This window comes from Sphingobium sp. SCG-1, from assembly GCF_002953135.1.
GTDB lineage: Bacteria > Pseudomonadota > Alphaproteobacteria > Sphingomonadales > Sphingomonadaceae > Sphingobium.
Genome location: NZ_CP026372.1, coordinates 3,865,103 through 3,885,109, shown reverse-complemented (window position 1 = coordinate 3,885,109; position 20,007 = coordinate 3,865,103). Strand labels below are relative to the sequence as shown.

The window sequence follows — 20,007 nt, the reverse complement described above, 5'->3', positions numbered from 1 at the left end:
CTTGTTTGGCGAAAACCGGCGTTTCCATACGAAGCCAGTTGCTGACGCAGGGCCGCCAGGAAGATGAACGTGATTTGGCGATGGCTTTCGGAGCTTCCCGGTTCTACCGGGCTGTCTCCCGCATCTCCGCCTCGTCCAATGCTCTCCGATAAGGCCCGTGGATCAACCAGATTGCGATGCTGGCGACTGGGCCGGTCGCCAGGACGAGGACGGCGAGGCCTGATCCGATCGCGAACCGGCCGGAGAAAAAAGTTTCGCTCAGCAAGGCTGCAAGGGGCGGGCCACCCGCAAGTCCGACAAGGCTCGCTGCCGTCAGGTACAGCGCCATTACTCGCGCGCGCATCCGTCCGGGGGTGACGAGTTGGATCAGCATCGGGACCAGCACCCCAAGCGCCGTCGAAAAAAATGTACCGATGCCTGCCGCGACGAGCAGTATGATCTCCGAGCGGGCAAGCCCGACCACGGCAAAGCTGAGCCACGTCACAGTCTGCGTCAGGGCGAAGACCGTAACGAGTGCATCCCGTCGCCCCCGGCGCGTCCACGCGCTGACGACTGCTGGCCAGCACATGGCGCCCAGCACGCCACAGAGCAATCCCACCGTTCCGTAGGCGTAGCCAGCCTGCGGTGCGCTCATCCCGTGTCCCCGGATCAAAAGGGTCGGCGTCCATGTGGTGGTGGCGAAGTTGATCATGCCGATAATCGCAACGCCTAGAAAAATGCCGCCATACAGCTTCTTTTCTCGGCAGAGATAGGCGTAGGCCTGCGCGACCGTGGCGAACTGGTCAGTCGCGACGTCATCCCTGCGCGCCGGTTCGGTAATGGTAAACAAGAGTAATGGTGCCAGCAGCAGGCCGGGAAGTCCGACAAACACAAGGGTGAGTTGCCAGGGCTCCAGCCCGAATCGCGCCGCCGTTATGGTCGCAAGTTGCAGAGCCGCGCCGCCTGCTATGTACGATCCTGAATACATGACGGCGCCGACCGCAGTGTAGACCGTGGTGGGCAGCGTTCGTTTTTCTCGTGGGAAGAGGTCGGCAATGAGCGAAATTGCGGCGGGGGACAGCACCGCCTCGCCTACCGCAACGCCGGAGCGGAAAACCAGGAGCCACGCGAAGCTCGGCGCGAAGCCGGACGCGATGGTGCTGCAACTCCAGAGCGCCACACCTAACGCAACTAGCGGTACCCGTCGCCGCTGATCCAGTATATGGGCGAGCGGCAGTCCGGTCAGTGAGTAGAGAACTCCAAAGCCCAGTCCGATCAGGACGCCAATCTGCGTGTCGGTAATGCTCAGAGACTGGCTGACCGCCGGTGCCAGGAGGGAGAGTATGAGGCGGTCCACATAGGATATGGTATAGAGCAGTACGAAAATACAGACCGCATACCACGCGCGATGCGGAGCGACGCGCGACGGATCGGAAATGTTGGCGGGAAATGGAGCGTCGGCAGGCATGTATGGCAGACCCTTTACCTTTTACCTTATCGCATTGTCAGCCAGAACTGTGCCTGTAGCGTGCACCGAGCAGAGCGGGTCGCCGGACGCCCAATCGCCTGTATTGGCAACATGGACAGACCAGACTTGAACGCCGGAGTCGCCATCAAGCTTGAAAAACATGACAGTTCAGATGAGTGAAGCCCCCAGCCGATCGGTAAGATCGCCTGTCATCATGACGCGGGTGGATATTAAGACATCGCATTGCGGTTATCCCCTCTTGCCGTAAGGCCGCTTTTGCTTTGAGCCCTATAACGGACAGGCTAGAGACGCAGATGCAAGCGCCAACAACATAAAAGAAGGTGCCGTTCCAGCCGAAGCCGCAAAGATGGCGGCTCACAGGCTCCGTCTTAACACATCATGACGATAGATGGTCGTTAAACGCGTCCGGCGTGCAGATTCGAGCAACGGGAATGTCACTCTAACTTGCCACATCACTGCCGGCGCCGAAATATTGTCGGCGAGCATCAGCAACCATAGGTTGTTGCCGAAAGGCAGAATAAGGACTGCCCCTACTGCCTGGAACGTAGCAAACTCGACGTATGCCTTCCTGGGCAATCGCGGTCGGCGGGTAACGGAACATCGCCGCGGTGTTAGCGCAGGTGGATAGAGGCAAACTAGTAGCCGCTTGTCGTCTTTAGATGGCGGGCAAAGAATCTCAGGTCAAACATATCGTCGCGTTTGATGCTGAAGCCATACATCGCGCGCGCTTCGTGGAGAAGCTCTACCGTTCTCAGGGCAGTTCCCTGGTCGGTTGGTTGCGTCGCCGCTATGGGGCGGGCCCACCCGCTCCGGAGGACATTGCCCAGACGGCGTTCGAACGGATAGCGGCAGTCGAAAACATAGAACATATACGTCATCCCAAGTCCTTTTTGTACAGGACTGCGGTCAACGCATATCTCGACGCCGTTGGATGGATGAAGCGGACGCGAGCTTTTATCGATGACGAAATGTACAGGAATGGCCAGGACCAGGAAGAAATGACGCCTGAATACGTCTTTCTGTCGAAAGAGAGGTTCGGGCATATGGCAAAGGTAATCGATGGACTCCCGCCAAAACAGAATGAAGTCCTGATGCGAAGCCGCTTCCGCAGCCAAACCTTCGAAGAGATCGCGGCAGATACAGGCTGGAGCAAATCCGACGTGTTCCGTCAATTGCAGTCGGCGCTAATCACTATTCGGAGCGCACTCGACCGCTATGATGCATGCCGCGAAGAAGGCGAGCCGTCCGATGGGTAAAGACAAGAGGGTATTGTTGAACCTGCTTCGCCAGAGGAACGATTCTCCTGAAGATCAGGCGGCGGGGTGGGTAGCCTATCTTTATTCGGGCGAAACGACGGAGGAGGGCCGGTCCGGCTTTTCCCGATGGCTGGGGGAAGCGGAGGTCCATGTCCATGCCTATAGGCATGCCGATCTGATCTGGCGCAACCTCAGCCTGATAGAAGGTGAGAAGTGGACTACCCGGCCCATTCGCAACAAGAGCGTTGGCCACTGGAATTCTGCGGTCAGGAAATGGAAAAAACGTCGAACAGATGCATGGCCGACGCGATGCAGGGTTTTGGCGGCTGCCGGGGCGATAGCGGCTACACTTTTGTTAATGGTGGGTATCTGGCGCATGGATACTATACCGCCGGTGGAACGACAGCTCTATGCCAGCGTGATCGGTCAGGTAAAGATCGTGATCTTGCCTGACGGCAGCCAGGCGACGCTCCGTCCCGAGAGTACTATCGTCGCTCAGTTTTCCAAAAATCTGCGCCGGATTGAACTGACCAAAGGCGGCGCCTATTTCGAGGTAGTTCATGACGCTAGGCGCCCCTTCTTCGTGCGCGCGGCGCTGACGCAGGTCCGGGTCGTCGGCACGCACTTCGATGTGACACGCTGGCGTGAAGGTGTTGCCATATCTGTGACGCACGGCATCGTAAACGTGGAGCGTCTCCCCAGCGGGGTGGGGAAGCCCGTAGGCAGGGAATCGCCTTGGCAAGTGCGCTTGGCCGCAGGGCAGCAGGCGTTCACGAAGCCCGACGGCCGGATTGGCGTTCCAAGCCATTTTGACCCGCTGACTGAATCGTCATGGCAGACTGGACGGCTCAACTTTCGCGATACGCCGCTGAATCGTGTGGTGCAGGAGATCAATCGCTACCGAGAGGTGAAGGTGCGCATCGATGGCGAGGCATTAGGGGAAATGCGCGTCACCGCCTCCATGGATGGACAAGAAACCAGCAAGCTACTCTCCGCTCTGGAAGCTACACGGCCGCTGACGGTTGAACATTCCCCGAATGGATTGGTGCTCCACCCGGAAGCCAGATGACGGCGCTCCACCGGATATCACGTTATGGCGCCATCTGAGGTCGGCCGGTAGGACGTCCCGAACCTCGGATGCTCGTGCCTAGTCAAAGCGAGAATATTTTTAACAGCGCACGGGCGGTTGGAATTTTTCTACTTTCGTTTCGTCTCTCGGGTGGAGACCGGGAAGCAGGCAGCGCGAATGTGAACAAAAGCGTAGCGCGACCATGGCCTGGCCCAAACAACGCCACAAAAAGTGGCCGACGAGAGGGGATGATTATGGCACTTCTAGCCAATATTGGACGTCGGGATTCTGAATCCGGGGCACGACGCCACCCAAATAACATTTCACGCCAAAGTTGGATTACCGCCACCGCGCTCGCGCTGACCGCAACTGCAACTGTCGCTGCCCCGCTCGCGCGAGCAGCAGAGGCGGCGGCGACGACAATTTCGCTCCCGGCAGGGCCTCTCGATGTGGCCTTGCTCGAATTATCCAGCGCGACCAGCGTCGCTGTTGCAGTCGATCCGGCCCTCGTCGGCGGACGATATGTTATGGCGATCAGCGGCACCATGACGTTCGAAGATGCGCTGGGCCGCCTTTTGCGTGGGACCGGCCTTGGCTTCCAGCGCAATGCGGACGGCGGTTATGCGGTTTTCCGCGCCGCCCCAGCCAAAGTGGCGATTTCGATCCCCATCTCTCCTGTGGCCCAGATGGCGCAACCGGCGCTGAGCGAAGCGCTAGATACAGGTATCGAAGATATCGTCGTCACGGCACAGAGGCGCGACGAGCGACTTCAATCCGTTCCGATCGCGATAAATGCGCTCACGTCAGAAGGTCTGGAACGCCAAGGCGCGACCAGACTGACCGATATCAGCACTTTGGTTCCAAGCCTTATTTTCAGCCGCGCAGGCGACTCCGCGCAGGTTTATCTCAGAGGTATTGGAACGTCATCAACGACGACCGGCAACGCGGCTACGATCGCTAGCTATATCGATGGCGTCTATGTGGTCTCCGCCAACTCAATGCTTTTTTCTCTGAACAACATCAAGCGCATCGAAGTTCTAAAAGGTCCGCAGGGGACGCTTTTTGGACGCAACGCAACAGGCGGCCTCACGCACGTGATCACTGGTGATCCGGGTCCGGGGACGTCAGGCAAGATTAGCGTAGGCTACGGCAATTACGACACGTTCAATGGGGGGATGTATCTCAGCGCCGGCAATAATGAGATAGCTGGAGACATTTCTGTTACATATAATCATCAGGATAAGGGCTGGGGCAGGAATGTCTTTAGCCCGCAAAGCGCGGGAACGGTTCTCGTAAGCGGACAACCTGTGACTTTGCCGGATTTTAACCGGCGCGCCGGAGCGCTCGATGAGCTTGGTATTCGATCCAAGTTTGTGATGACCCCGAACGAACGGACGAAAATCAAGATAAGCGGGATGTATTCAAAGCTTAAGAGCGATCAGGGCCTATATCGTCATGGTGTCTATGGATCAATTTTGTCAGGAAACGGGGTGGTGCCTTATGTTTATAATTCCGGATTCTATAATTATGATTCAGATGCTCCATGGATTGGCCGAAACCAAAGCTATTTAGCATCTTCCGAAGCCAGTTACGAAGCCGATATGATAGATATAAAGTCTATAACATCTTATCAAAAAGTATCATCGTACGTATTTTTTCCTGTTGATGGTACGCCGATTGTCAATTCTTCTCAAGCCAGTACAAAGCGTAGTACAAGAGCCTTCACACAGGAATTGCAAATCCTGTCCAATGGAGGATTTGGGCCTGCATGGCTGGAATATACCGCCGGTCTTTATTATATAAATATTGATGCAAGAGATGACGGCAACAGAGTAGTTCGTGGGTACTTCCTGCAAGATTTAAATGAGCGTATTGCGTCACAGAAAACGGATGGCATAGCTGCTTATGGCCAAGCCACCCTATCTTTGGCACGGGATACCCGGCTTACGTTAGGCCTTCGATATTCCCAAGATCGGCTGGAGGCGCAGCAATATACCGTCGGTCTGGATGTAACGACAATACCGTTGCCTGCGCTTGCGGATCGACCGGGCCAGTTATCCCGTCTCGTTCAACCCCAAAAGGACACGTTCAGGAAGCTAACATGGCGCATTGCGCTTGATCATCGCTTGACAGCGGGGATGCTGATTTATGCCAGTTTCAATCGCGGTTTCAAAGCAGGGCAATTCAATGTTGGATCGATGTGCACCGTCAATCTTGTCGGCACTGCCTGTCCGCAACAGAACATCGCGCCTCCTGTCAAGCCGGAAGTGCTCGACGCTTACGAGGTGGGATTGAAAAGCGATTTATTGGATCGCAGGCTGCGGCTTAACCTGTCTGGCTTCTATTATGACTATAGCAATCTTCAGGTTACGACATTGATCACGCCGCCTCCTATTGCTTTGCTAACCAACGCGGGCAAGGCCGAAATTTATGGCGGCGAGGCCGAAATTATCGGCGCGCTAACTCCAAAATTCACGCTCAATGCCAATATCGGCGTTCTTAACGCGAAGTATAAATCATTTTCGAGCGCCATAGTAACGGTGCCAAGATTAGTGGCTCCCTATAATAACGTGACTACCAATATCGATGCGTCCGGAAACAGATTGGAGCGATCACCTAAGTTCACGTCGTCATTAGGTGCAAACTGGGAAGTTGATACTGGACTAGGAACATTGAACTTGAATGCCTCTTGGGCGCACAATAGTGGGTTTTTTTGGGAAGCAAGCAACCGCGTCAAGCAGCCAGCATATGATGTAGTTAACATGGAAACTTCACTAGTGTTGCCGGGCAAGGACTGGAAGTTCCGCCTGTGGGCGAAGAATCTGCTGGGAGAGAAATACTATTCAAACGTGTCGGCCGCCGGTAGTGGAGATCAGGGATCGCCTGCCGCACCACGCACCTATGGGGTTGCGGCGGAATGGAAGTTTTAAATGGTCCAGGCCTCTCCCTTGTTTGCTCGGCCTACCACAACGCTTTCGGCTTGGTATGCCGTGTCTATATTTGTGGTCATGTTCGGATTTTCATTCATTGACCGGCTGATTTTATCTCTTCTTGCGCCATCCATCCATGAGCATCTCCACATTTCCGATACGCAATTAGGTATACTGTTCGGTATGGGGTTTGGCGTGGTATATGCCTTGATGGGCCTGCCTTTGGCTCATCTGCTTGACAAGCATCGCAGGGTGCCGCTGGTCGCGGCCGGCGTCGCCCTGTGGAGCCTGTGCACAGTCGCTTCTGGATTTGCGCCCAATTTTCTTTCGCTTATCTTTCTGCGTTCAGGAGTCGCTATCGGTGAGGCGGTGCTTTCGCCGGCGGTAATCTCTATCATTGCCGATCTTTTCCCCCGTGATAAGCGGGTTCTTCCCACCACAATCTATACTGCGGTTGGCGCGGTCATGTATACCGGCGCTCTCGTCTTCGGGGGGCTGATGTTTCAATTGGCGACGGGTATGTCCGCTTCTCTCGGGCTGGAGGCGTGGCAGATCACTTTCGTGCTGGTTGGGCTTCCCGGTCTGCTGCTCGCGCCATTGCTGTTACTCACTGTCCCTGAGCCGGTCAGAGTGGGCGACATCAAAGCGGAGGAGTTTGCCACTGTCAGTCAAGCATGGGCATATTTTCGTGGGGAGAGAAGACTTTATGGAGGTCTTTTCCTGGGTGCGGCCGCCATATCCATATGTAATAGCGCTAAGATTGCATGGGTGCCGACGTTATTGATCCGTAGTCATGGAATGCACCCTTCTCAGGCGGGGTACATGTTTGGCACGGTCGGGCTGTTATCCGGCTTCATCGGCGCGATTACCTGGCCGTCCGTCGTTCGTTTCTGGACGGCAAGGGGACGCAAGGATGCGCTGATCACCGTTTTCGCAATCGCCCTCACCATAAGCTGGATATGCTTCGGCCTTGTCGGGTTCATGCGGTCCTTGACATTCTTGTTCGTTGCAATCGGGATCGGGGGCTTTTTTTCGGCTGCGCTGGCGGTACTCGTGCCCATATTGATTCAGATGGTGACGCCAGGGCGCATGCGGGGGAGGGCCATGGCGCTTTACCTTACCGCAACAGGGCTTGTCGGACTGGGTCTCGGGCCGCCGCTTGCGGCCCTTATTTCCGACCAGTTCTTCAAGGGCCAGTTCGCGATCGGCTACGGATTGGCAGCTCTGATATTCGTTACAGGACCGTTCGCCAGTTTGGCAATCTGGTCTATCCGTGGGCCGTACCGCACCGCACTCGATAAGGCTGAAGTACTCGAAGAACTGTGATTGAACGCTGTTGAGGCCAGTTTCCGAAAACCCCTTGTTGCTTTCTTTTCGACAATTGCGCTGCTGCCGTTGTCCGGGATGTCTTGCAAGGGCGCGAACCCTATGCAGTACGCCCGCGCGATATGGTAGGCATAGCTTTTCTGTATCACCCGGCTCGTGCGCATGAGCGAAAGATGGGAACGTCGCTGGGGGATAATGCGCCCTTCATCGGTCATAGCAGAAGAATATGGCGCGCCGCTGTCACGGGGCGAGCGCTACGCGATTTGATGGAGGCTCTTTGCGCTCTCGGGATAGGTGAATGTCTGATGACTGGCGGTGTTTTTGATGGGCAAGCTCGCGCTTACCCAGTCTTTCGCTTCACCAGTGGCTGTCACGGACCTGAGCGCAGGGATGTCTCGTATTGACGGTTCTTGAAAACCAGAAACGGGAATTAGCAATGCTGAACATGAGCTTGGATCCCAAGCAAAACCGAATGATCGGGGAACTGGCCGCTGTTGCCACCGACCTTCGGAAATTCGCCCGCGAGGCTGAGGAAGCTGGAAAAGTACCTCAAGCGGTAAGGGTGGCTCTGGACGAATTCGGTCTGCCGGGTGCCGACGGATTCGCTTCGGGGGTCGAGGATGCGGTTTCTTTCTGTCTAGCGGCAGAATCACTGGCCTGGGCAGATGCGGGTATTGCCTATTCCTGGTTGGCATCGCGCCAGGTGGCCTGGATTATCGCGACCTGCGGCACTGAGGAGCAGAAAGCCAAATGGCTTCCTCGGTTCGCGAAGGACCCCTTCATGCCCGCCAGTTTGTTTCTGTACGAAGGGCGTGGCGCCACCCCTTCGGAAACGGATACCAAGATCCAACGCAAGGGTAATCACCTGGTCGTTAACGGCTATAAGTCGCCAGTAATGTATCCAAACGCTGAACTAGCCGTCATTATAGGGCGTGATGATGATGGCAAGCTGACCGCCGTGATCGCGGAAAACCCAGGCGATGCGGTGACGTTCAAAGCAGAGGAAACGGGCCGCAGGCTTGCCATGACGGCTTGCCCCTCTGCGCTCGAGGCCCGCATCACTGACTTGGCTCTCCCCGCGGACGCGGCGATGGAGTCCGAGGGGCTGCTTGGGGCTTTGACGACCTGTCGCATGGCCCATTCCGCAGTTTGCATTGGGACGGCGGCGGCGGCAACGCGCTATGCGGGCGATTACGCGCGTGAGCGGACTGCCTTTGGCAAGCCGATCATCGCCTTTCAGGGGGTGTCGTTCCCCTTGACTGACCTTCTCATAGAAGCCGATGCTCTTCGGCTGAGCGTTCTTGATGTAGTGACCGCAGACATAAGTCCGGAAGAACAGGAGCGCCGCGCCAACGTCGTGGTGGCGGAGGCAAACCAGTTCGTCGCTGACGGTGCCCGGGAGGGAGTCCAACTTATGGGTGCGGCAGGCATCGTGACGGACCATCCGCAGGAGCGTGTCTACCGCAACGCTGCGGTACTGGCGTCGATTGACTTCGACCCTCTGATCTCCGAGCTTTCGATACGCTGAGGTGCTTGCAGCCCGGTCGCAAGATCGCCAGCGTTTGTTCTGCAAGCCACTTTAATTTTAAGAGTGGGCGGGCGTGATTGCTTACCGGCTCTATTCAGTCGCGCGTAGGTCATTCGGTATGGCAAAATCCATAGCGCTTCTGGGGGATTTCCGCGGGACACATGTCATTGATAGCAGATTGAACGAACGATCGTCGAGAAAGCACGCGATCGTCTGTGCGGTACAAATGTGGATCATAAACAGATGCGGAACCGGTGTTGGGACTCCGCAGAGCAATTGTCGATGCTTTGCGATGAAGGCGGCCGCATACATAACGGAGTAAGGGCATGTTCAGTACGCGCGTAACTGAAATACTTGGAATCAAGCATCCCATCGTGGAAGGTGGGATGACAATGGCTGGGAATGGCGAACTGGCTGCTGCCGTGTCAGGCGGGGGCGGGCTTGGTGTCATCTCCACTAATCCTGGCTGGACGTCCAAGAGCGAGCGAGTCGAGACTGTCCGCCGCCACATTCGTATTGCCCGCGAACTGACGGACAAGCCGATTGGTGCCAATATGACACTCACCTATTTCGATGAATTCGCGCAGAATCAGCTCAAAATGCTGATTGAAGAAAAGATCGATGTAGTGACGACTTCAGCGGGCAATCCCAAACTCGTGCTGCCGCACCTTAAAGCAGCCGGGATCAAATCAATCTGTGTCGTCAGTAATGTAAAGCAGGCGTTGTCGGCGCAGCGGGCCGGTGCGGACATCGTGGCCTGCGAGGGCTATGAGGCGGGCGGCCTCGAGGGGCCAGACGAACTGACTACAATGGTCCTGACGCCGTTGGTGGTGGACGCGCTTGACATCCCGGTGATCGCGGCGGGAGGCATTGGCGACGGAAGGGCCTTCATGGCTGCGCTGGCCCTGGGCGCAGAAGGGGTTCAGATGGGAACAGCGTTCATCGCTGCGGCCGAATGCGCTGCTCACCGAAATGTGAAGGAGGCTATCGTTGCATCTACCGACCTTGCAAGCCTCATCATCCACCGAAGCCGAGGCCAACTGTCCCGTGTGCTTAGAACGCCCTTCACGGAGAAAGTCCATGAACTCGACAAACGCCATGCCGAAGAAGAGTTGCAGGCCCTGATGGGATCGGGTCCTCGCGTCGACACCGATACGCCAGCCAACTTCAACCGTGGCTACCGTGGTCAGATGTTGGGTGACCTCGAAACCGGCTATTCGTCAGTCGGGCAAGTGGCGGGCATGCTCAAGGGCATTAAGCCGGCTGCCAAGGTGATCAGCGACATAATCGCCGAAGCAGAGGAGATTGCTCACCAATGGGCGGCAAGGGTGCCCGGGAGGCGCGCTTCGGCATTTGCCCAGCAAGCATAGATCCGCTCGACGAACGGGAGGGTGGCGGCCGCTGACGGGATCTGCACTCTTCGCAATCAGATGCTAAAGATATCCGTCAGGAACAATCTGTCAGTAAGGAGGTTCAGTGGGGCCGCTCGATTCCATCCGCATCGTCGACATGACCTCTGTCCTGATGGGGCCATCCGCAACCCAAATGCTGGGCGATATGGGTGCCGAGGTGATCAAAGTAGAGGCGCCTGATGGCGACCTCATGCGCCAGGTCGTACCATATCGGACGGAAGGGATGGGCGCGTTGTTCATGAACGCGAACCGCAGCAAGCGAAGCATCTGTCTCGACCTGAAGAAGGCCTCCGGCAAGGCTGCCCTTTTCGAACTGATCAAGGACGCGGATATCCTGGTCTACAATGTGCGTCCGCAGGCCATGGAGCGGCTGGGGCTGGGCTATGAAGCGGTGGCTGCATGCAACCCGAGGCTGATTTATGCCGGGGTATACGGCTTCGGTCAAAGCGGACCCTATGCGGCAAAGCCAGCTTATGACGATCTGATTCAGGGCGCGTCGGGAATGTCGGCGCTTATCCAACGGTCCGGTGGTGGCATACCCCGCTATGTGCCGACTGCTATAGCCGATCGCGTCGTTGGGCTAGCTGCTGTGGGCGCAATTTGCGCATCGATTGTTGCTCGGGACAGGACAGGCCTGGGGCAGCGCGTTGACGTGCCGATGTTTGAGACGATGGTTCAGTTCGTTCTGGCGGACCATCTGGCAGGTCTCAGTTATGATCCGCCGCTCGACCGGGGCGGCTATCCACGTCAGCTTTCGCCGGAGCGTCGGCCTTATCAAACCAGCGACGGCTATGTCTGTGCTCTCGTCTATAACGATAAGCATTGGAAAAACTTCCTGTCCGCGATCGGCATGGTCGACCTGCCCGATCGCGACCCACGCTTCGCAACCTTTGCGGCGCGAACGGCGAATATCGATTATGTCTATGGCGAACTGGCGCGGTGGTTCCTTTCCCGTACAACTGCGGAATGGCTCGATCTGCTAGAAAGGGCGGATGTTCCGGCCATGCCGATGCACGATCTAGAAAGTCTGCTCGTCGACCCGCATCTTGAGCAGGTGGGTTTCTTTCAGCCAGTCGACCATCCCACCGAAGGGAGGATGCGATCAATGCGTCTGCCGATGACCTGGTCAGGCACACCTACGCGGATCGACCGCCTGCCGCCGGTTAAAGGCGAGCATGGGCGCGAGGTTCTGCTGGAAGCAGGCCTGAGCAAGGACGCTGTAGAGTCGATGCTGGCCGACGGCTCCCTCATTCTTCCTGAAACGAGTGCGGCATCAGCCGACCGACGCAATTAAGGGGCAATTCCGTGGACTTCACGTTGAGCGAAAACCAGCTGTCTGTCAGCGATGCCGTCAATGCGATCTGCAAGAAATATGATGACGATTACTGGCTGAAGCGGGACAAGGATGGTGCCTTTCCCAGTGACTTCTACCAGGAATTCGCGGATGGCGGCTGGCTGGGCATCTGCATTCCGGAGGAATATGGCGGCGTGGGGTTGGGCCTTGCCGAAGCATCGACGATGATGCGCGCCATTTCGGAATCGGGCGCAGGTATGTCCGGGGCGTCCAGCATCCATATCAATATATTCGGGCTTAATCCGGTCGTTGTCTATGGCACCGATGAACAGAAGCGCAATGCGCTGCCTCCGATGGTGAGCGGCCAGGACAAGGCCTGTTTTGGGGTGACCGAACCCAATACCGGACTCAATACGACCCAACTGAAGACCCGCGCCGTTAAGAAAGGCGATCACTATGTCGTGGACGGACAGAAGGTCTGGATTTCAACGGCACAAGTCGCCAACAAGATACTGCTCCTGGCCCGGACAACGCCGCTGGAGGAGGTGAAGAAACCAACGCACGGCCTTAGCCTATTCTACACCGATCTCGACCGCACGAAGATAGAGGTGCGCGAGATTGAAAAGATGGGGCGTAAGTGCGTCGACTCCAATGAGCTTTTCATCGAAGGATTTGCAATCCCGGAAACCGATCGCATCGGGGAAGAAGGTCGCGGTTTCGAATATATTCTGGAAGGCATGAATCCGGAGCGGGTACTGATCGCCTCCGAAGCAGCGGGGCTAGGTTATGCAGCGCTGCGCCGCGCCACGAACTATGCGAAGGAAAGATCGGTGTTCAACCGACCGATCGGTAAGAACCAGTCCATTCAGCATCCGCTTGCAACCAACTGGATGGAACTGGAGGCGGCATGGCTGATGATCCAGCGAGCGGCTTGGGAATATGACCAGGGTTTGCCGTGTGCGGCTAGCGCAAATACGTCGAAGTATCTCGCGGGTGAAGCGGGGTTCAACGCTTGTCAGCAGGCAATCATGACACATGGGGGCTTTGGCTATGCCAAGGAGTATCATGTCGAGCGCTACCTGCGCGAATCCCTAATTCCGCGGATCGCGCCGGTCAGTCCGCAGCTCATCCAGTGCTATATAGCCGAGCGTGTGCTTGGTCTTCCAAAATCTTACTGACGCGGGCGAAGGAAGTTCCCATGAACCTGCATTTCGAAGAGGTCGAGCCGAGATAGGCGTTCTACCACATCCGTGCCACGAGGCAGCTGATGCGCAGCCTGCTTTTCGTTCCGGGCGACAGCCGACACGAATTCGACAAGATGCGGCTTCGTCGCGCTGATGGCTTGATGCTCGACTGAAGGCCCGGGTTGCGGCTACGGGAACTGATGCGGGGGCGGAAGACCTTGCTGCCTCGTTTGGCGCGGTCCTCATTTTGATCCCGACGATAATCCTATAGAAGCAAAACGACATTTTTTTCGGCCGCAACCAAGTGATTGGATCATAGATCGGCAATTGATTGGCGACGTCGGGCATCCGGAGGATGTCGCCTTGCCGGAAATGGCTGCTTTCTGGCGAGGCGGCGGTCATCAATGGTTGTAGGGCTGTCCCTCGATGGCTGCCATCTTGCACAGTAGAAGATGCTAGGCGCAAAAATGTGGGCATGATCGTGCCCTCTTTCGACGAATGATTTCACTGATTAGGCGATAGCCTCAGGGATCGAGACAGCGCGTCGTCCAGATCGCGCCGAAAACGAATGCTGACGTCCGCATCGGTGACTAGATCGAAGCCATGGCTCGCCCCCGGATAGAGATGCAGTTCGACACGAACGCCGGCGTGAAGTAGACGGACACCATAATCGAGGCTCTCGTCCACGAAGAGGTCCAGCGCGCCTACTGCAATGTAGGTGAAAGGCAGGCCCGTCATGTCACGCACCTTGGCGGGAGCGAAATGTCCGGCCCGTTCTGCCTGTATCGGCTGTCCTCCTCGGAGCGCACGCCATCCAAAACGATTGGATGCGCGCGTCCAGCCGAACTGGCCGCTTGTCGGATTTTGCGCACCGTCAGGCGTCCCGGTCCGGTCGTCCAGCATGGGATAGATCAGGAACTGACTCGCAAGTTTGGGTCCGCCGCGATCTCGCGCCAGAATTGCGAGTGCCGCTGCAAGCCCGCCTCCTGCGCTTTCGCCCAGAAGGCTGATGCGGTCGGGGTCGATCCCGATGGCATCGGCATTCGCGGCAAGCCAGGCCACAGCTGCGTAGCAGTCCTCCAATGGCCCAGGAAAAGGTGTTTCGGGAGCCAGCCGATAGTCAACGGATGCCACGATCGCGCGGTGCCGCGTAGCAAGACGTTCGTCGGAGCCGTCGTTCATGCCGGCCGTTCCCATGATAAAGCCGCCACCATGAATGTGTAAAATAGCGGGCGCAGGCGACGGTAGCCCAGCAGGGCGGTGAATGCGGATAGGCACACTCGGCTCGTCATCGTAGAGCCGGGGCGCCATCACCACTTCTGGTGCGGTCGCGGCCGGAGGAAGGATTGTGGCAAGCGTCGTCAGGAGACGGTCGCGTATATCGGAGAGGTTCGCGCAGTCGGCGCTGATGGAAAGTGCGGGATCTTCGAGTGCCGCTAGATCAGGATCGAGGAGATTGCGTGACATGGGCCGCACCTTTGCCTGGAAATAGCGGCATCATCTTTTTATATATCCGCCGAAATGAATCGGCGGATAGGCCGCGCGCAACTGCCATGCGCGCAGCCGCTTCTTCAGGCTAAGCGAGCAGTCCTCTCTCCGTCAGTACCGCTTCGGCTGACCGGATTCCCTCAACCCCCGCAGGGATACCGCAGTAGGTACCGACCATAACCATGGCATGGCGGATTTCTTCGACCGTGCAACCATTGTTGATCGCACCGCCGATATGCGTCTTCAGTTCCGGCACGCGGCCCATACAGGCGAGCATTGTGATGACCAGCAGACTGCAATCCTTCGGCTCCAACGGACCAAGCGCCCAAGCTTCCCCAAAGCAGGTCTCGTCTGTTATATCGCGCAACGGCCGATTGAAATCGTTGGTACTGTCGCGCCGGCGTTCAAAATATTCGTCACCCAGGGTGCCACGCAGGATCGCCCGGCCCTTTTCCATTCTGTCTGTCGTCATGCAACTGGCTCCTGTGCCGTTTGTGTGCCGAACTGTGTGCCGGCCCATCCTTCGAAAATCTTGATGAGGTTGCCATAATCCTGGTCGCCATATCCTTGGGACAGGGCAAAGGCGATGAACTGGCGGGTTTGCTGGCTGATAGGCATGGTGACGCCAAGCCGTTCGGCTTCAGCGAGGCAGAGGCGAACATCCTTGTCGAGCAGAGCCGAGGTAAAGCGCGGAGGAAAGCTGCGGTTCACGACACATTGCGGGATCTTGATCGAGGTCGCGAAGGATTGACCGCTCGATACATTGATGACGTCCAGCATCGTTTGCGGGTCTAGGCCGGCCTTCGCACCGAGCACCAGCCCCTCAAAGGCCGAGATGGCCGACACCGCACACAACGTATTGTTGATGAGCTTCATCAATTGTGCAAGGCCGGGCTGGCCACCCAGGTAGAACAGGTTCTTGCCAATGGCTTCCAGCGCTAGCCTCACATCGTGATAGGCTGCATCCTCACCAGATATCATGATCGTGAGCGTGCCGGCCTCTGCGCCGATCGTGCCGCCGCTTACAGGTGCATCGACCAGGCGAATGCCGCGCCTACCTAACTCAGCGCCAATTCGCTGCGCGGCCGAAGGTCCCGATGTTGACAGGTCCACGATCGTGCGGACTGAGCCCGCGCCAAGGCCGCCTTCGCCGATGAGCACGGTGTCGACGATGTCGGGAGTTGGTAAGCAGACCAAGCCGCATTCGACTTGGTTGGCGAGTTCAGAAACTGAGTCGGCGCGCTTGGCGCCTGCGTCGACAAGAGTCTGCACGGCGGCATCATTGAGGTCAAAGACAACCAGTTCATGACCAGCGTCGCACAATCGGCGCGCCATGTGCAGTCCCATGCTACCCAATCCAACAAAACCCAGTCTCATCTTATTTCCTATTTTCATGAGGTCCGGTTTCGCCTGGAAGGCGGCACCGATGACCATGCCGTTGTGAGCGGATGTGAGACCTATCGCCTGGACTAAGCAGCTTTGGCGTAGATCATTTCTTGCGACCGAGGCGCGTCGCCAACGTCATAGCCACGCTCGTAAAGGTAGCTAGCGCAGCGGCGCAGACCAATTGCGATATGCTTTTCGACCGTGCTCACCGAAATACCGAATTTCGCGGCAATCTCTTTGTGAGATTGGTCCTCCAGCTTGCGCATCAGAAAGATTCTGCGGCACTGGGCCGGCAAATGCGAAATTGCCTCTTCTAGCAGCAAGAATTTCCGGTGGCTGTCGATCCGATCCTCGCCGGAGACCTCCTCATTGCCTACGTCTAGCTCGGCATAATCCTGCACCAGCGTAGTGGTCGTATTCCACATTTTAGCGCGATCGTTGAGGGCGAGGTTTCTAGCAATGCGGAACAGGAATGCCTTGGGCATCTCTACAGTTTGGGTGGCCGAGGCCGAAATCGCACGTAAAATCGCTTCTTGAGCAATGTCTTCGACGTCTTCGGCAGTCGGGAGCAAGCGTCCGAGAAACCGCTTAAGCGCGGTCTCATGCTGAAGAAAGGAGCGGACAGTGGGCGATAGCTCACATCCACGCCAGCTCGCGGGCAAAGGCTTCACATGAGAAATGATTGCGCTTGCTATTTCCACTGCACCTCTCCTTCGTCCGTGCGATCTGATCGTCCGCATCGAATCATTAACATGCCGTCTACCCGGACTGTAAATCGCACAGGGAAAGGATGTCAATGCCTCTAGACAATCATGTTTGAGGCTGAGTATCGGTGGGCGACGCTGGCGGTTCTTCGGGCGCTACGCATACTTCCTCTTTTTTTCCGAGTTAGAGCAAATGCGAGCACAGAATGATCAAGACGATAGGACACTTGAGGTAGCGAAGGAGCCGCGGCCGATTAAGGTGCGGCGGGCGCAAGCAGAGCGAAGCGAAACCATGCGACAGCGCCTGCTTGAAGCGGCATTGGCGATTTTAAAGCAACGGGGTTTGGCCGGTTTTCGGACAGCGGATGTGATCGAGAGGGCAGGGGTTTCAAAGGGCGCATTGCTGCACCATTTCCCCACTAAGGTCGGCTTGATCGTCGCAGTGTTCGAAGGGCTCTACGATGCGGAAGAGGCAAAGGCACGTCCTTCTAAGCGTCGCACCACCTTGGTTGAAACTCTAAGTGATCTGATTTCAGACAGTCATGCCTTCTTCTTTGGCGAGTCTTTTTCAGTGACACTGGACATCACGATTTCAGGTGCACGAGATCCCGAACTAAGGGATGCGATATTTGGATCTGTCCGGGGCTTCCGAAAAAGAGCCGAGCTTGCCTGGGCGGAACGGCTGATGGCATTCGGTGTGTCGCGGGATCGCGCTTACGATGCGGTACGCATGGTCAACGGAACGGTGCGGGGCCTTGCCGTCCGTACTTTATGGGAGACAGATCTTCCGCTTTCTCGGCGACTTGAGCATGACATGGCCGAGATGTTAGCGGAGTACTTGTCAAAATAGATGTGTGACGCCCGATTTTGAAATTAGCAGAATAAGGCATGTCCCCAACCTCATACTCTCATTTAGGCCACGATTTCAGACCGATCTTGATTGGGAATGGCGTACATCATCTTGTCATGGGCCGATTATTAATATACCATCTGGACGGTTTGTTTTTGAAGATTCATAGGTCCAGCGACCGGTCAGGCGAAAGCACTTAACTGGCTCGGTATGTTGGAAGCTAGGGCAACCTGCCCGCTCCCAATCTCTTTGAAAGATGGTCTTGAACTTATGAAGGATGATGTTGACCAGCCTACCTATGACTATGTCATCGTAGGGAGCGGAGCAGCCGGCTCGGTTCTGGCGAACCGATTGAGTGAGAACCCTTCAATAAGGGTGCTGCTGCTCGAGGCAGGTGGTTCGGACCGGAGCGTTGCACATCTGGTGCCTAAGAACGCCTATTATACAATGACGGACCCCCGGTATACGAAGCTTTATACGATCACGCCCTCAGATGACGGGGCCGCGGATGAATGGCCGCGCGGGCGCGTGGTTGGCGGGTCCACGACTATCAACGGCATGATGTGGAATCGCGGTTGGGCACCGGCCTATGACGCCTGGGAAAAGGCGGGCAACGAAGGATGGAACTGGCGCCGCTTCTTGGAGGCCTTCAGAGCGCTGGAGAACCATGAGATGGGGGGCAGCGCAGTTCGCGGCGGTAGCGGCTTGGTGCCGATAAGTGTCGCTCATCCGCGCGAGCCTGTCAGCGAAATATTCATCGCAACCTTGGCACGACATGGCATAGGCTTTGTTGAGGACGTCAATTCGAGCGGCGACGAACGGGTCGGGTATCTCTGCTCGAATATTCGGCGCGGCCTCCGGGTTAGCGCTGCACGTTCCTTCCTCGGCAATGCACGCGGCCGGCGCAACCTTACCATTCTGGATCGAACGGAGGTTGAGCGGATCAGTTTCGAAGGAACAAGGGCAATAGGTGTAGAGGCGTTAAGAAACGGCAAGCCGGTGCAATTTTTCGCTCGCCGCGAGGTATTGGTTTGCGCTGGCGCGCTTGAAAGCCCGATGCTCTTGGAACGCAGCGGCATTGGCGATCCGGCTATCCTTGCCGCCGCCGGTGTGAAACTGCGCGTGGCGAGTCCCAATGTCGGTGAAAAGCTGCAGGATCACTGCGGCAGCATCCTGTTCCAGGTTCGGCTTAAAAACGATAACGCCGGCTACAACCAGCAGGTGAACAGCCTTCTTAAGCAAGCATGGACCGGCTTCAAGTATCTGTTTACGCGACGAGGCGTCATGTCGTTCGGAGCGTATAATCTTTCGGTCATATTTAAATCCGATCCTACATCGCCTCATCCCGACACACAGGGCTATTTCACCCCATTGTCATCCTCTGTTACGGATCCAAATACAGGCCGCCTCAAGGTCGATAGCTTCGGCGGGGCAATGTTCGTGACATATCCGATGTATCCTACCAGCACAGGGTCCATTCACATCACTGGCCCTGCCACAGGAGATCAACCACGCCTCGTTCCAAGTCTTCCTGCTACCGAACATGATCGGGCGTTGACCGTAAAGATGTTCCACAAGGCTCACGAGATATTAGCGACGCCTCCATTCTCCACTCTGGTCAAAGCCGAGTTGATGCCGGGAACTGACTTCGAGAATGATGACGCAATCGTTGCTTACGCCCGAAAAACGGGCGGACGGGGCTATCATACGTTGGGGACGTGCGCGATGGGTCCTGCAGAGGACGATGTCGTCGACAACCGCTTGCGTGTTCGGGGTGCGTCTAATTTACGCGTAGTTGACGCGTCGGTATTTCCCACGGCCACGGCTGGAAACAACAATGCGCCGACGCAGGCACTGGCCTGGATTGCCGCCGACCTCATCCTGGAAGATGCTGATATCCTATAGAAGCACGTGGTGTGCCGGTGGAGCGGGGACACTGCTCGACCGGCAATGATGGCGGCCGCTAATCTGGGCCGCTTTCTGCTTCTCTGTGGTCATCTGATCAAGGGCGATCAAGATTTGCCGGGGGTTGCCGGAAAGATAAATCATGGTGACGGTCGCCGCCCAGGAGGCGTGTCTTTTCAGAACTCTGCGGCCTTATAGCATTAAGTC

General features: G+C 56.8%; 15 protein-coding genes. 10 read left to right on the top strand and 5 right to left on the bottom strand.

All coding sequences use genetic code 11. The features are described from left to right. Window positions 1–103: 103 nt before the first annotated feature. Entirely contained in the window at window positions 104–1,447 is a 1,344-nt protein-coding gene (locus tag C1T17_RS17945; RefSeq protein ID WP_104954615.1) for an MFS transporter, read from the bottom strand. A gap of 680 nt (window positions 1,448–2,127) precedes the next feature. Between C1T17_RS17945 and C1T17_RS17940 the strand changes: the two genes are divergently transcribed. From C1T17_RS17940 to C1T17_RS17905, 8 genes are all read left to right on the top strand, one after another. Beyond that, a complete protein-coding gene (locus C1T17_RS17940) occupies window positions 2,128–2,724 on the top strand; it encodes an RNA polymerase sigma factor (RefSeq protein WP_104954614.1) in 597 nt (198 codons plus the stop codon). Further along, window positions 2,717–3,793, top strand: coding sequence for a FecR family protein (locus C1T17_RS17935; RefSeq protein ID WP_189338405.1), 1,077 nt, complete (start codon window positions 2,717–2,719; stop codon window positions 3,791–3,793). The genes C1T17_RS17940 and C1T17_RS17935 overlap by 8 nt, the downstream gene beginning before the upstream one ends. Window positions 3,794–4,047: 254 nt before the next feature. Next, window positions 4,048–6,723: a TonB-dependent receptor domain-containing protein gene (locus C1T17_RS17930; RefSeq protein ID WP_189338404.1), complete on the top strand. Its 2,676-nt coding sequence runs from the start codon at window positions 4,048–4,050 to the stop codon at window positions 6,721–6,723. A gap of 78 nt (window positions 6,724–6,801) precedes the next feature. Then, window positions 6,802–8,049 carry an MFS transporter gene (locus tag C1T17_RS17925; RefSeq protein WP_189338403.1) on the top strand — a complete coding sequence of 416 codons (1,248 nt, stop codon included), beginning with the start codon at window positions 6,802–6,804 and terminating at the stop codon, window positions 8,047–8,049. Between the two features lie 400 nt (window positions 8,050–8,449). Then, window positions 8,450–9,577, top strand: a complete 1,128-nt coding sequence (locus C1T17_RS17920; protein WP_145959029.1) for an acyl-CoA dehydrogenase family protein — start codon at window positions 8,450–8,452, stop codon at window positions 9,575–9,577. A 326-nt stretch (window positions 9,578–9,903) separates the two neighbouring features. Then, entirely contained in the window at window positions 9,904–10,947 is a 1,044-nt protein-coding gene (locus C1T17_RS17915; RefSeq protein ID WP_104954609.1) for an NAD(P)H-dependent flavin oxidoreductase, read from the top strand. A 106-nt stretch (window positions 10,948–11,053) separates the two neighbouring features. Further along, entirely contained in the window at window positions 11,054–12,283 is a 1,230-nt protein-coding gene (locus C1T17_RS17910) for a CaiB/BaiF CoA transferase family protein (RefSeq protein ID WP_104954608.1), read from the top strand. An 11-nt stretch (window positions 12,284–12,294) separates the two neighbouring features. After that, complete coding sequence (locus C1T17_RS17905) at window positions 12,295–13,461, top strand: acyl-CoA dehydrogenase family protein (protein ID WP_104954607.1); 1,167 nt, start codon at window positions 12,295–12,297, stop codon at window positions 13,459–13,461. 510 nt (window positions 13,462–13,971) lie between these two features. On the opposite strand, the gene C1T17_RS17900 is transcribed toward C1T17_RS17905, so the two are convergent. From C1T17_RS17900 to C1T17_RS17885, 4 genes are all read right to left on the bottom strand, one after another. Continuing rightward, a complete protein-coding gene (locus C1T17_RS17900; protein WP_104954606.1) occupies window positions 13,972–14,934 on the bottom strand; it encodes an alpha/beta hydrolase in 963 nt (320 codons plus the stop codon). A gap of 109 nt (window positions 14,935–15,043) precedes the next feature. After that, a complete protein-coding gene (locus C1T17_RS17895) occupies window positions 15,044–15,427 on the bottom strand; it encodes a carboxymuconolactone decarboxylase family protein (protein ID WP_104954605.1) in 384 nt (127 codons plus the stop codon). Then, window positions 15,424–16,332, bottom strand: a complete 909-nt coding sequence (locus tag C1T17_RS17890) for an NAD(P)-dependent oxidoreductase (protein WP_104955347.1) — start codon at window positions 16,330–16,332, stop codon at window positions 15,424–15,426. The genes C1T17_RS17895 and C1T17_RS17890 overlap by 4 nt, the downstream gene beginning before the upstream one ends. 92 nt (window positions 16,333–16,424) lie before the next feature. Continuing rightward, window positions 16,425–17,042, bottom strand: a complete 618-nt coding sequence (locus C1T17_RS17885; protein ID WP_189338402.1) for an RNA polymerase sigma factor — start codon at window positions 17,040–17,042, stop codon at window positions 16,425–16,427. 295 nt (window positions 17,043–17,337) lie between these two features. Here C1T17_RS17885 and C1T17_RS17880 point away from each other — a divergent pair, with 295 nt between their 5' ends. Continuing rightward, a complete protein-coding gene (locus C1T17_RS17880) occupies window positions 17,338–17,895 on the top strand; it encodes a TetR/AcrR family transcriptional regulator (RefSeq protein WP_223262678.1) in 558 nt (185 codons plus the stop codon). 270 nt (window positions 17,896–18,165) lie between these two features. Beyond that, window positions 18,166–19,800 carry a GMC family oxidoreductase gene (locus tag C1T17_RS17875; protein WP_189338401.1) on the top strand — a complete coding sequence of 545 codons (1,635 nt, stop codon included), beginning with the start codon at window positions 18,166–18,168 and terminating at the stop codon, window positions 19,798–19,800. Window positions 19,801–20,007 lie beyond the last annotated feature (207 nt).

Excerpts from the sequence above, each read along its gene's own strand:
- C1T17_RS17915 (WP_104954609.1), top strand. The coding sequence starts at position 9,904 with ATGTTCAGTACGCGCGTAACTGAAATACTTGGAATCAAGCATCCCATC.
- C1T17_RS17925 (WP_189338403.1), top strand. The coding sequence starts at position 6,802 with ATGTTCGGATTTTCATTCATTGACCGGCTGATTTTATCTCTTCTTGCG.
- C1T17_RS17880 (WP_223262678.1), top strand. The coding sequence starts at position 17,338 with ATGCGACAGCGCCTGCTTGAAGCGGCATTGGCGATTTTAAAGCAACGG.
- C1T17_RS17890 (WP_104955347.1), bottom strand. The coding sequence starts at position 16,332 with ATGAGACTGGGTTTTGTTGGATTGGGTAGCATGGGACTGCACATGGCG.
- C1T17_RS17940 (WP_104954614.1), top strand. The coding sequence starts at position 2,128 with ATGGCGGGCAAAGAATCTCAGGTCAAACATATCGTCGCGTTTGATGCT.
- C1T17_RS17945 (WP_104954615.1), bottom strand. The coding sequence starts at position 1,447 with ATGCCTGCCGACGCTCCATTTCCCGCCAACATTTCCGATCCGTCGCGC.
- C1T17_RS17930 (WP_189338404.1), top strand. The coding sequence starts at position 4,048 with ATGGCACTTCTAGCCAATATTGGACGTCGGGATTCTGAATCCGGGGCA.
- C1T17_RS17895 (WP_104954605.1), bottom strand. The coding sequence starts at position 15,427 with ATGACGACAGACAGAATGGAAAAGGGCCGGGCGATCCTGCGTGGCACC.
- C1T17_RS17900 (WP_104954606.1), bottom strand. The coding sequence starts at position 14,934 with ATGTCACGCAATCTCCTCGATCCTGATCTAGCGGCACTCGAAGATCCC.
- C1T17_RS17875 (WP_189338401.1), top strand. The coding sequence starts at position 18,166 with ATGAAGGATGATGTTGACCAGCCTACCTATGACTATGTCATCGTAGGG.
- C1T17_RS17935 (WP_189338405.1), top strand. The coding sequence starts at position 2,717 with ATGGGTAAAGACAAGAGGGTATTGTTGAACCTGCTTCGCCAGAGGAAC.